Origin of the sequence: Streptomyces sp. HUAS ZL42, assembly GCF_040782645.1 — a bacterium.
GTDB lineage: Bacteria > Actinomycetota > Actinomycetes > Streptomycetales > Streptomycetaceae > Streptomyces.
In genome coordinates this window covers 7,677,048-7,689,177 of sequence record NZ_CP160403.1, presented here as the reverse complement: position 1 = coordinate 7,689,177, position 12,130 = coordinate 7,677,048, and the positions used below count along the sequence as shown (strand labels likewise).

The following is a 12,130-nucleotide window of genomic DNA, read 5'->3' as shown; positions in this document are numbered from 1 at the left end:
GGACGTTCGGCTCTTCCGCCGTCCAGCCTAGTCAGCCCGTGCCGGGCCGGTGTGCGGCGCCCGACCGCTGAGACGGTGGGGCGCAGCCCGGCCGCTGGTTCTGCCGATGTCACTGAATCGCCCCAATTTCGCTACTTGGAGTGGGACGCCCCCGTGCGCCTCTTTACGCCGGGGTGCGGGGTCCGCTCTGATGGCAGGAAGCTCGCCTCGGGGGAGGCCCGTATGAAGCGTCCTGGTCCGCTGCTCACCCTTCTCGCAGGACTGGTGCTAGGCCTGGTCATGCTGTCGCTCAACGCGACGACCGGGACGAAGAACACGTCGTCCGCACAGCAGAAGGAGTCGCCGAGCCCGGTGCCCACGAAGACCGTGGTGCCTGCGTCACCCACTTCCACGCCGACGCTGACACCGGTGCCGGACGCCGACTACGCCGGCCGCACCGACGACGACTCCTCGGCGATCGCCGTGTCCGTGAAGGACGGGAAGGCGATCGCGTACTTCTGCGACGGCCGCACCAAGGAGTCCTGGCTCAAGGGTGATGTCGCGAACGACGGCACCATGCGGCTGACCGGCAAGAACGGCGCGGAACTGAACGGCACTCTCAAGGAGGGCAAGAGGATCCGCGGCACGGTCGACGTCGGCGGCGGGCACTACGCGTTCACCGCCGACAAGGCGAAGAAGCCGTCCGGGCTGTACCGGGCGACGGCGACCGTGCGCGGAGCGAAGATCGACGGCGGCTGGATCGTGCTCAGGGACGGCAGCCAGGTCGGCATCCTCACCCGTGACGGTGACCCCTCCGCCGCACCCGAGATCGACCCGGAGACCGGTGCGGTGACGGTCGACGGACAGCAGCTCACGGCCCGACCCGTCACCCCCTGACCCCTTCTCCAGGGAGCCGACCATGACCGTCGACCCGAACGCCGCCACCCAGGGATTCCCCTCTCCGCACCCCGCGCACGGGCGCCCGCACGCCGCCCGCTACCTCGTCCCGGCGCTGGTCGCCGCAGCCGTGGCGGTCGCCCTCGGCGTGTACGGCAAGGTCCACGATCCCGCCGGGACCGCCTTCAACCTCGCCGGCTTCAGCAGCACGGGTGCGGTGAAGTCGTGGCTGGCGACGACGGCGATCTTCTTCGCGGTCGTCCAGTTCGTCTCCGCGCTGATGATGTACGGGAAGCTTCCGGGTCCGGCCTGGGCGTCGGTGCTGCACCGCTGGTCGGGCCGGGTGGCGTTCCTCGTGGCCGTCCCGGTCGCGGTGCACTGTCTGTATGCCTTGGGCTATCAGACGTATGAAACGCGCGTTTTGTGGCACTCCCTCCTGGGTTGCTTCTTCTTCGGGGTCTTCAGTGCCAAGATGCTGCTGCTCCGCTCGGAGCGACTCCCTGGCTGGCTCCTGCCGATCGTCGGCGGACTCGTGTTCGCCGCCCTCACGGTCGTCTGGCTGACCTCCGCCCTCTGGTTCTTCCGCACGTTCGGAGTGACGACATGACCCACGACGCGACACGACGCACGGTCCTCCTCGCGACGGGCGCGGCGGCCTTCGCCGTGGGCTGCAGCGAGTACGGCGACAACAAGGACTCCTCTTCCGACACGTCCCCGAACGCCTCCCCCGGGCAGGAGCTGGCCAGGACCGCCGACGTCCCGGTCGGCGGCGGCACGATCTTCAAGGACGAGAAGGTCGTGGTCACCCAGCCGCAGCAGGGCGACTTCAAGGCCTTCTCCGCGGTCTGCACCCATCAGAGCTGCCTGGTCGGCACCGTCGCGGACGGCACCATCGACTGTCCGTGCCACAAGAGCAAGTTCAAGATCGCGGACGGTTCGGTGGTATCCGGCCCGGCGACGAGGCCACTGCCCGAGAAGCAGATCACGGTCGAGGGGGACTCCATCCGCCTGGCGTGAGCACCGCCTCGCCGTCAGTGGTCCCAGAGTGCCCCGAGCGTCACCAGCTCGCTGCCGTACTCGATTCGGTCCGCCCACTCCCCCGGCCATGCGTCCGCCCCCAGGTGGGCGCCCGCGAAGGCGCCCGTGAGGCAGGCGATGGAGTCGGAGTCGCCGGAGGTGCAGGCGGCCCGGCGCAGGGCGGTCAGCGGTTCGTCGACGAAGGGCAGGAAGCACAACAGCCCGGTGGCCAGCGCCTCCTCCGCGATCCAGCCGGCCCCGGTGGCCAGGCACGGATCGGTCTCGGGCGACACCGTACGCACGGCGTCCTGCAGCCGGCCGAGCACCTCCAGGCACTCGTCCCAGCCGCGCGCGATGAAGTGCTCGGGGGACGGATCCTGACTGCGGGTCCAGAGGTCGCCCAGCCAGCCGTGGTGGTAGCGGGAACGGTTGTCGATGGCGTACGACCGCAGCAGCCCGACGAGCCCGGCCGGTTCGGCCCCCTGCGCGAGCAGCCGAACGGCGTGCGCGGTGAGGTCGGAGGCGGCGAGCGCGGTGGGGTGCCCGTGCGTGAGCGCGGCCTGCAACTGGGCGGCGCCGGCGCGCTGTTCGTCGCTCAGGCCGGGGACGAGGCCGACGGGTGCCACGCGCATGTTGGCGCCGCAGCCCTTGGAGTGGATCTGGCTGGCGTCCTGCCAGGGGCGCCCCTCGTCCTTGAGCAGGTTGCAGGCGACCAGACAGGTCCGGCCCGGCGCCCGGTTGTTCTCCGGCGACTGGTACCAGTCCACGAACTCCTCCCGCACCGGCCGCTCCATCCGCTTGGGCGCGAGCAACCCCCGGTCCATGGCCGTCCGCAACCCCCGCCCCAACGCCAGCGTCATCTGCGTGTCGTCGGTGACGATCGCCGGCCTCGGCAGCTTCATCTCCCGCCAGGGCCCGCACTTGGCGAGGATCGACGGCACGTCGTTGAACTCGGTCGGGAATCCGAGCGCGTCGCCCAGTGCGAGCCCCAGCAGGGCCCCGGTGGCGGCGCGCTTCCGGACGATGATGGTCATGGGGTACGTCCTTCCGGGGACGGTCGGAGCAGGGGCGGATGCAGGGTGGTGGCGGTGCCCGCGCGGTACAGCGCGGCCGGTTTGCCGCGGCCGCCGGTCAGGCGGGCTCCTCCCGGGACCGGTTCGACGAAGCCGGGCGTGGCGAGCACCTTGCGCCGGAAGTTGGGCCGGTCGAGCCCCGTGCCCCACACCGTCTCGTAGACCTGCTGCAGCTCGCCGAGCGTGAACTCGGCCGGGCAGAAGGCGGTGGCGAGGCAGGTGTACTCGAGCTTGGCGCCGACGCGGTCATGGGCGTCGGCCAGGATCCGCTCGTGGTCGAAGGCGAGGGGCCGGGCGGAGTCGTACGGCATCCAGCGCGCCTGCGCCGCGTCACCGCCGCCGTGCGGCTCGGGGGCGTCGGGCAGCAGCGCGGCGAAGGCGACCGACACGACCCGCATCCGGGGGTCCCGGTCAGGTTCGCTGTACGTCCGCAGCTGTTCCAGGTGCAGTCCGGAGACGTCCGACAGCCCGGTCTCCTCGGCGAGTTCACGCCGGGCCGCGGTCTCCGCGGACTCGTCCGGCAGCACGAATCCGCCGGGCAGCGCCCACTGGCCGGCGTACGGCTGCTGCCCGCGCTCGACGAGCAGCACGTGCAGAGAGCCCGTGCGGATCGTCAGGACGGCGAGGTCGACGGTGACGGCGAATGGCTCGTGCGCGTGCTTGTCGTAGCCCTGCACGACCTCCACCCCCTTTTATAGTCATCTCGACTATAAAAGGGGGTGGAGGTCCCTCACAAGCCCTTAGAGGTCGACTTCCTTCATCAGCATCCCGACCTCGGTGTTCGAAAGCCTCCGCAGCCAGCCCGACTTCTGGTCGCCCAGGGTGATCGGCCCGAAGGCGACCCGCACCAGCTTGTCGACGGGGAAGCCGGCCTCCGCCAGCATGCGCCGCACGATGTGCTTGCGGCCCTCGTGCAGCGTGACCTCGACGAGGTAGTTCTTGCCGGTCTGCTCGACGACGCGGAAGTGGTCCGCGCGCGCGTAGCCGTCCTCGAGCTGGATGCCGTCCTTGAGCTTCTTGCCCAGGTCACGCGGGATCGGGCCCACGATGTGCGCGAGGTAGGTCTTCTTCACGCCGTACTTGGGGTGGGTCAGCCGGTGGGCCAGCTCACCGTGGTTGGTGAGCAGGATGACACCCTCGGTCTCGGTGTCGAGCCGCCCCACGTGGAAGAGCCGGGTCTCGCGGTTGGTGACGTAGTCGCCGAGGCACTGGCGCCCCTCGGGGTCCTCCATCGTCGAGACGACGCCGGCGGGCTTGTTGAGGGAGAAGAACTGGTACGACTGCGTGGCCACGGTCAGGCCGTCGACCTTGACCTCGTCCTTCTCCGGGTCGACCCGCTTGCCCTGCTCGGTGACGATCTCGCCGTTGACCTCGACCCGGGCCTGCTCGATCAGCTCCTCGCAGGCGCGCCGCGAGCCGTAGCCCGCGCGCGCGAGGACCTTCTGCAGCCGCTCGCCCTCCTGCTCGGCGCCCGGGAAGGTCTTGGGCAGCTTGATGTCCTTCTTGCCCGCGTACCGCTCCCGGTTGCGCTCCTCGGCGCGCGCCTCGTACTCCCGGGACCGCCCGGGCGCCGAACGGCCGCCGCGCTGCTGGGACTGCTTCGGGCCGCCCTTGGCGCCGCCGCGGGCCGCGCCGCCGCGCCCGGACTTGGGGCCGTCCGGGGACGCGCCGGGGCCCACGTCGTAGCGACGTTCCTCGGGGCGGGGCTTGCGCGGACGCCCCTGGCCCTGCTTCTGGTCCCTGTTGTTGCCGGCCCCGCGGTAGTTACCGCGCCCGCCGCTCTTGCCGCTACCGCTGCCGCTGCTTCGCATCAAAGTTCCGTCGTCGTCGTGTCAGTCATGGCCGACGTGGGACCGTCGTCCGGATCCGGGGCGTCCGGATCGAACGACGGTACGGCTTCCTGGGTCTCGGCCTCGATCGCCTCCGCCTCCGGGAGGAAGGGCGCGAGCTCCGGGAGCTCGTCCAGACCGCGCAGGCCCATCCGCTCCAGGAAGTAGTTCGTCGTCGTGTACAGGATCGCACCTGTTTCGGGTTCCGTGCCCGCCTCCTCGACCAGACCGCGCTGCAGGAGGGTGCGCATCACACCGTCGCAGTTCACTCCGCGCACCGCGGAGACGCGGCTGCGGCTGACCGGCTGGCGGTAGGCGACCACCGCCAGCGTCTCCAGCGCGGCCTGGGTGAGCCGGGCCTGCTGACCGTCCAGAACGAACCCCTCGACGGCCGCGGCGTACTCGGGCCGGGTGTAGAACCGCCAGCCGCCGGCGATGCGCCGCAGCTCGAAGCCGCGGCCCTGCACGGTGTACTCGTCGGCGAGTTCCCGCAACGCGTCCGCGATCCGCCGCCTGGGCCGCTCGAGGATCTTCGCGAGGTGCTCCTCGGTGGCGGGCTCGTCCACGACCATGAGGACGGCCTCCAGGGCGGGCTTGAGGTCGAGGTCGGCGACGGTACGCGGCCCCGTGGGCACCTCGGTGATCTCCTCGCTCACGCCTTCTCCTCCTTGGACTGCTCGGGCGGCTCGGGCGGCCGGTCGAACTCGTCGGTCACCATGGGCTGCGCGTCCCCGTCCCCGCCCGTCCAGCGGACGATCAGCTCACCCAGCGCGGTCTCCTGGTCGAGGGCGACGGCCTTCTCGCGGTACAGCTCCAGCAGGGCCAGGAACCGGGCCACGACGGTGAGGGTGTCGTCGGTGTCCTCGACGAGCGCGCGGAAGGTGGCCTCGCCCAGCTCCCTGAGCCGCGCGACCACGATCCCGGCCTGCTCCTGCACACTCACCAGCGGCGCGTGGATGTGGTCGACGTACACCTGGGGCTTGGGCTTGGGCTGCATCGCCTTCACGGCGAGCCTGGCGAACCCTTCCGCGCCGATGCTGATCACGACCTCGGGCAGCAGATCGGCGTGGTGCGGTTCGAGTCCGACCGTACGGGGGTAGCGCCGCGCCTCCTCGTCGAGCCGCCGGCTGAAGATGTCGGCGATCTGTTTGTACGCGCGGTACTGCAGCAGCCGCGCGAACAGCAGGTCCCGGGCTTCCAGGAGGGCGAGGTCGGCCTCGTCCTCGACCTCCGCGGCGGGCAGCAGCCGGGCGGCCTTCAGGTCGAGCAGTGTGGCGGCGACGACCAGGAACTCGGTCGTCTCGTCCAGGTCCCAGTCCGGTCCCATGGCCCGGATGTACGCCATGAACTCGTCGGTCACCTTCGACAGCGCGACCTCGGTGACGTCCAGCTTGTGCTTGGAGATCAGCTGGAGGAGCAGGTCGAAGGGCCCCTCGAAGTTGGAGAGCCGGACTTTGAAGACACCGTCGCCGGGTTCTTGGGGGTCGGCGGGCCCCGGTTCACGAGAGGTGACCTCGGGCGCCGGTTCCGGCTCGGGAACCGCGACCCCGGGTTCCGGCTCCGGAACCTCGACCTCGGGTTCCGTCTCCGGAACCTCGACCTCGGGTTCCGGCTCCTGGGCCTCGACCCCTGGTTCCGTCTCCTGGGCCTCGACCCCGGGTTCCGGCGCCGCTACGGCGACCTCGGGCTCGGACTCGACAGGAACCGGCGCCGGTACCGCCGTACCGGGCCCCTTCCCCAGCGCACGCCGACGACCGGCCGATGCGCCGGAGGCGGGTGCGGGAACGTCGTTCGAGGTCATGGCCCCGCAGGCTACCGCTACCGCCCGCGCAGCCGTCGAACGAGGATGCTCGCGTCCCCCCGGGACTCCAGGTCCGCCAGCACCACGGCGACAGCCTCCCGCACGATCCGCCCCCGGTCGACCGCCAGCCCGTGCTCACCCCGGAGCACCAGCCGGGCGTGCTCGAGGTCCATGAGCTCCTCGGCGGACACGTACACCGTGATCTTCTCGTCGTGGCGCTCGCGCCCGCTGGGCCGACGTGCGGCCGCCCGCCCACGCTTGCGCGGAGCCGCGCCGGAAGCGGCCGAAGCGCTCGGCGACTGCGCGGCAGAACCTTCCTGCGCTCCCTGACGTCGAACGGGCCGCTCCGCGGTCGCGCCCCGGCTGCGGGACTCGCCGGCGTCGGCCGGTTCGGCGTCGGCCGCGACATGCTCCGCCCCCTCGCCGTCGCCGCCCTGCGCGGGCACCGCCTGGGGTGCGTCCTCCGCGGCCGCGGCGTCGTCGCTCTCCCCCGCGGGAGCCGGCACCCGTACCTCGCCGTTGGCCCCCCGCCGGGGAGTGGACGCCTGGAGCGCCATCCCCCCTGTCGTACGGAACAGTTCGTCGGCCCCCGGCAGACTCACTCGGCGTGACACCGGGCGAGCACCTCCCTGGCGAGCTGGCGGTAGGCGGCGGCGCCGACGGAGTTGGAGGCGTAGGTGGTGATCGGCTCACCGGCGACCGTGGTCTCCGGGAAGCGGACCGTGCGCCCGATGACCGTGTGGTAGACGTGGTCGTCGAACGCCTCGACGACACGCGCGAGCACCTCACGGCTGTGCACGGTGCGCGAGTCGTACATCGTGGCGAGGATCCCGTCGAGCTCCAGCTCCGGGTTGAGCCGCTCCTGGACCTTCTCGATGGTCTCCGTCAGCAGCGCGACACCGCGCAGGGCGAAGAACTCGCACTCGAGGGGCACGATCACCTTGTGCGCGGCCGTCAGGGCGTTGACGGTGAGCAGGCCGAGCGAGGGCTGACAGTCGATGACGATGTAGTCGTAGTCGTCCATCAGCGGCTTGAGCGCGCGCTGCAGCGTGGACTCGCGCGCGACCTCGCTCACCAGCTGGACCTCGGCGGCGGACAGGTCGATGTTGCTGGGCAGCAGGTCCATGTTGGGGACCGCCGTCTTCAGGAGCACCTCGTCGGCCGACATGCCCCGCTCCATAAGCAGGTTGTAGACCGTGAGGTCGAGCTCCATCGGGTTGACACCGAGACCGACCGACAGCGCGCCCTGCGGGTCGAAGTCCACGAGCAGCACACGACGGCCGTACTCCGCGAGCGCGGCACCCAGGTTGATGGTCGACGTCGTCTTGCCCACGCCGCCCTTCTGGTTGCACATCGCGATGATCGTCGCGGGGCCGTGATGGGTCAGCGGTCCCGGGATCGGGAAGTACGGCAGCGGGCGTCCGGTCGGGCCGATGCGCTCGCGGCGCTGGCGGGCAGCGTCGGGCGCGAGCGTGGCCGCGTACTCGGGGTCGGGCTCGTACTCGGCGTCGGGGTCGTAGAAGTGCCCCTCGGGCAGTTCGTCGTAGTCGGCGAAGTGGTTGTGGGGCGCGCCACTTCCGTCGCCGGCCATGGCGTTCACGTGATGGCCATCCATGCTCTGGTGTGCTGGCTGAGTCAACCTTGGTGTCCGGTGACTCTGTTGGGCTGCGAAGGTGCGCACAGCAACGGAGCCGACAGCCTCGAACCCCGCGGGGGCCTGGCCCCCTGCAGGCATTCCTGGTTGACCACCCCCGGGAGAAAATGTCGACTCATTCACAAGTCGTCTTACCTCCTTGGTGACCAGGAAACTTCTAGACAGGTCAGCGTGGCACCATGCCGACGGTTGGCGACTCTATGGCGTGTCGGCGGTCCGCAGCAACACAATCCGCCGGACCCGGCAGGATGTGTCGGCAATGAAACATCCCGCTGTCAAGGGCGTACGGCCGTCGCACGGCAGGTTTCACCGGTGTGCGAATCGGTCGAAGGGTTATGTTCGAGGCGAGTTGACCTAGAGCCGCAAAGTGACCATACACACACCTGGCCGGACCTTGTCGGGCAAGGTCCGGCCAGGTGCGCGGGGTTGACGACCTCTGTTGACGTATCGCCTTTTACCGAATGGAGACTTAACGTCGCGGCTCAGCCGAGCAGGCTCTCGAGCTCCACGTGCTCCAGACCGTGCGCCTCGGCGACCTCTCGATAAACCACCTTGCCGTCATGCGTGTTGAGGCCCTTGGCGAGCGCGGGGTCACGGCGCAGCGCCTCGACCCAGCCGTGGTTGGCGAGTTCGACGATGTAGGGCAGGGTCGCGTTGGTGAGGGCGTACGTGGAGGTGTTGGGCACCGCGCCCGGCATGTTGGCGACGCAGTAGAAGACCGACTGGTGGACCTTGAAGGTCGGCTCGGCGTGGGTCGTCGGCCGGGAGTCCTCGAAGCAGCCGCCCTGGTCGATCGCGATGTCGACAAGGACACTTCCCGGCTTCATGCGCGACACGAGCTCGTTGGTGACCAGCTTCGGGGCCTTGGCGCCCGGGATGAGGACGGCGCCGATGACGAGGTCCGCGTCGAGGCAGGCCTTCTCCAGCTCGAAGGCGTTGGAGACGACGGTCTGGATCTTCGTACCGAAGATCTTGTCCGCCTCCTTGAGCTTGTTGATGTCCCTGTCGAGCAGGGTCACGTGGAAGCCCATGCCGATGGCGATCTGCGCGGCGTTCCAGCCGGAGACGCCGCCGCCGATGACCACGGCCCGGCCGGCCGGGACGCCTGGGACACCGCCGGGCAGCACGCCACGGCCGCCGTTGGCGCGCATGAGGTGGTAGGCGCCGACCTGCGGGGCCAGCCGGCCAGCGACCTCGGACATCGGGGCGAGCAGCGGGAGCGCGCGGCTCGGCAGCTCGACGGTCTCGTACGCGATCGCCGTGGTGCCGGACTCGACGAGCGCGTCGGTGCACTCCTTGGAGGCGGCCAGGTGCAGGTAGGTGAAGAGCGTCTGGTCCTTGCGGAGGCGGTGGTACTCCTCCGCGATGGGCTCCTTGACCTTGAGCAGCAGGTCGGCGGTGGCCCACACCTCGTCGGCAGTCTCGAGGATGCGGGCGCCGGCGGCTACGTACTCGTCGTCCGTGATCGAGGAGCCGACACCGGCGTTGCGCTCGACGACGACCTGGTGACCGTTGCGCACGAGCTCGTGCACACCGGCGGGGGTGATGGCCACCCGGAACTCGTTGTTCTTGACCTCGCGGGGAATGCCGACCTTCACGTCGATCACGGTCCTTGGCTCAGAGGGTGTGGGGGCATTACTAGGCATACCCGGACGCGCACGGGCACACCGGGAGAGACCGCAGGAGAACGTGCGGCAGAGCCAGTCTAATGAAGGTGTTCCCGCTGTCTAGCCTTTCATTGCATCAATCTTCAGCGGGTGTGCTGCGGATTTCGTAGGCGTTAGCGTCTTGTTCCGAGTCAGGGTCGGGCTCCGCGGCCGGATCACGCTCCTGGAGCTCCTCCCCCAGCATCCGCTCGGCCGTGCCCCGGTGCATCCGGGCCGCCGCGGGGTCGCCGAGGCGCTCCAGCGTGTCCGCGAGCCGCAGGTGCAGCGCGGCCTGCAGCCGTGCGTCCTCGGCGTAACGCGCCCACTCCACGGCCTCCTGGCAGGTGCGCAGCGATTCCTCGGGCCGGCCCGCGTACTCCTGGACACGGGCCAGCTCGCTCAAGGCCCGGGCCTGGGCGGCCACATCGCCGCTCTTGCGATGCCCGGCGACCGCCGCGCGCCAGCCCCGCAACGCCTCGCCGTAGCGGCCCGCGTAGGTGTGGGCGGCGGCGATACGGCCGTAGAGCCGGGCGGCGTCCGCGCGCTCGTCGCGGGCGAGCCGCTGGGCGAGGGCCCGGCCGAACCAGTCGGCGGCCCGGTCGTAGTCCCCGAGCTCCAGGTGGGCGCCGCCTACGGATTCCATCGCGCGGCCAGTCGCATACGGGTCGTTCGCCTCGCGTCCGGCGTCCAGAGCCGCCCGATACCGCGCCAGCGCCTCCTTCGTACGGCCGGTTCCGGCGTCCAGGTCGGCGAGGTTCAGCAGGGCGGCGGCCTTCTCCCGGGGCAGGCCGCGGCGCTCGGCCACGCCGAGCACGAGGCGGTGGATGTCGTACAGGTCGGGTGCCGCCGCCTGCGTGCCGGAATGCGCGACCATCGCCCTGACCAGCTGGGCCATCAGACGCCGGGCCAGGGTGTCGAGCTCCCCGTCGGCCACCGCCAGCCGGGCCGAGGCGAGCAGGGCGGGCCTGCGGATCCGCAGCCAGTCGGCGGCCGCCCGCGGGGTGGGAAAGCGCAGGGCCTTGGGCATGCCCTGGAGCTTCTCCCGGGCCCCGGGGTCGTCCGTCTCGGTGATCGCCCGGCAGGACTGCAGCAGCCGGACCGTCCGCTCCAGCATGCGGGCACGCGCCAGCTGCAGTTCGGCGGGGCGGTCCTGGCTCTCGGCGAGGCCCTTGAGCAGGGGGTACAGGCAGCCGGGGACCTCGTACTGGGGCAGGGGCGAGTCCACGGCCCGCAGCAGGCCCAGGGCGACCAGGTCGTCGAGGGCGGTGCGGGCCCGGCTGACCGAGCTGCCGGCCAGCGCGGACGCGGTGTGCGGGTCCACCAGGCCGGCCGGGGCGAGGGCGAGCAGTCGCAGTGTCCGGGCGTGGCCGGCGGGCAGCGCGGAGTAGGCGAGCCGGAAGACCCGGCCGAGGGGTGTGCCCTCGTTGCCGTCGGCACGCAGGTGTTTGGCGAGGTCGGCGACGGCGGCCTTGGGGCGGGCGGCGAGCCAGCCACCGGCCAGCATCAGCGCGGCCGGCTGCGCCTGGCACTCCTCGACGAGCCCCTCGGCGGCCCGCGGGTCGACCGTGATGCGGACCGAACCGGTGTGCCTGGTCAGCAGTTCGAGGGCGGACTTGGTGTCGAGTCCGCCGAGGGTGCAGGGACGCACGTCGGAGATGCCGGTGAGCGGGCCGCCGGAGACGGCGACGACCAGGCAGTCCGGGGTGTCCGGCAGCAGAGCGTCGACCTGTGCGGCGTCGGCCGCGTCGTCGAGCAGGAGCAGCGCGCGCCGGTCGGCGAGGGCGTCGCGCAGTGCCTCGGTGAGGATGTCCTCGCCGGCCCCGGGCGGGGCCGGCAGCTCCAGGGCGGCGAGGAGTTCGCGGGCGGCACGCCCGACGGGCACGGGCGTGCCGTCGGGGTCGCTCAGCCGGACCCGCAGCACCCCGTCCGCGTACCGGTCGGCGACCTGCCGTACGAGTTCCTCGGCGAGCGCCGTACGGCCGGATCCGGGACGGCCCGCGATGAGAAGCACGCGCGCGCGTGGAGCCTTCTTTCCGGAGAGGGTGTCCAGTCCGGCGCGCTCGATGTCGGCGCGCAGCTCCTTCAACTCCCGTGTGCGGCCCAGGAAATGTCCCTTCGCGGCCGTGTGTCCCGACAGCTGCACACCGTCCGCGTCGACCGCCTGATCCGTCACGGGCCACACTCCCGTCCCACCGCACGCGCAAGCCCGCCGGGACTCCGGATCGGGCGTTTCC

General features: G+C 71.1%; 12 protein-coding genes. 3 read left to right on the top strand and 9 right to left on the bottom strand.

What is annotated here, in order from left to right:
- Nucleotides 1-222: 222 nt before the first annotated feature.
- From ABZO29_RS35065 to ABZO29_RS35055, 3 genes are read left to right on the top strand one after another with little or no spacing between them, the layout of a single operon-like run.
- Nucleotides 223-876 carry a hypothetical protein gene (locus tag ABZO29_RS35065; protein WP_367324208.1) on the top strand — a complete coding sequence of 218 codons (654 nt, stop codon included), beginning with the start codon at nt 223-225 and terminating at the stop codon, nt 874-876.
- Nucleotides 877-898: 22 nt separating this feature from the next.
- Nucleotides 899-1,483: a DUF6529 family protein gene (locus tag ABZO29_RS35060; RefSeq protein WP_367324207.1), complete on the top strand. Its 585-nt coding sequence runs from the start codon at nt 899-901 to the stop codon at nt 1,481-1,483.
- Complete coding sequence (locus ABZO29_RS35055) at nt 1,480-1,893, top strand: Rieske (2Fe-2S) protein (RefSeq protein ID WP_367324206.1); 414 nt, start codon at nt 1,480-1,482, stop codon at nt 1,891-1,893. Before ABZO29_RS35060 ends, ABZO29_RS35055 begins: the two co-directional genes overlap by 4 nt.
- A 14-nt stretch (nt 1,894-1,907) precedes the next feature.
- Here ABZO29_RS35055 and ABZO29_RS35050 read toward each other — a convergent pair whose 3' ends face one another.
- The 9 genes from ABZO29_RS35050 to ABZO29_RS35010 form a co-directional block, all read right to left on the bottom strand.
- A complete protein-coding gene (locus ABZO29_RS35050) occupies nt 1,908-2,927 on the bottom strand; it encodes an ADP-ribosylglycohydrolase family protein (protein WP_367324205.1) in 1,020 nt (339 codons plus the stop codon).
- Complete coding sequence (locus ABZO29_RS35045) at nt 2,924-3,643, bottom strand: NUDIX domain-containing protein (protein WP_367326328.1); 720 nt, start codon at nt 3,641-3,643, stop codon at nt 2,924-2,926. Before ABZO29_RS35045 ends, ABZO29_RS35050 begins: the two co-directional genes overlap by 4 nt.
- A 63-nt stretch (nt 3,644-3,706) precedes the next feature.
- Nucleotides 3,707-4,777 (bottom strand): pseudouridine synthase, encoded by a 1,071-nt coding sequence (locus tag ABZO29_RS35040; protein ID WP_367324204.1) that lies wholly within the window; start codon nt 4,775-4,777, stop codon nt 3,707-3,709.
- Complete coding sequence (gene scpB / locus ABZO29_RS35035) at nt 4,777-5,451, bottom strand: SMC-Scp complex subunit ScpB (protein WP_367324203.1); 675 nt, start codon at nt 5,449-5,451, stop codon at nt 4,777-4,779. Before scpB ends, ABZO29_RS35040 begins: the two co-directional genes overlap by 1 nt.
- A complete protein-coding gene (locus ABZO29_RS35030) occupies nt 5,448-6,596 on the bottom strand; it encodes a segregation/condensation protein A (RefSeq protein WP_367324202.1) in 1,149 nt (382 codons plus the stop codon). Before ABZO29_RS35030 ends, scpB begins: the two co-directional genes overlap by 4 nt.
- Nucleotides 6,597-6,613: 17 nt before the next feature.
- Nucleotides 6,614-7,210 carry a hypothetical protein gene (locus tag ABZO29_RS35025; protein WP_367324201.1) on the bottom strand — a complete coding sequence of 199 codons (597 nt, stop codon included), beginning with the start codon at nt 7,208-7,210 and terminating at the stop codon, nt 6,614-6,616.
- Nucleotides 7,195-8,331, bottom strand: coding sequence for a ParA family protein (locus tag ABZO29_RS35020; RefSeq protein WP_367324200.1), 1,137 nt, complete (start codon nt 8,329-8,331; stop codon nt 7,195-7,197). The genes ABZO29_RS35025 and ABZO29_RS35020 overlap by 16 nt, the downstream gene beginning before the upstream one ends.
- A gap of 401 nt (nt 8,332-8,732) precedes the next feature.
- Nucleotides 8,733-9,857, bottom strand: a complete 1,125-nt coding sequence (ald, locus tag ABZO29_RS35015; protein ID WP_367324199.1) for an alanine dehydrogenase — start codon at nt 9,855-9,857, stop codon at nt 8,733-8,735.
- Nucleotides 9,858-9,993: 136 nt separating this feature from the next.
- Nucleotides 9,994-12,069: a tetratricopeptide repeat protein gene (locus ABZO29_RS35010; protein ID WP_367324198.1), complete on the bottom strand. Its 2,076-nt coding sequence runs from the start codon at nt 12,067-12,069 to the stop codon at nt 9,994-9,996.
- Nucleotides 12,070-12,130: the final 61 nt, after the last annotated feature.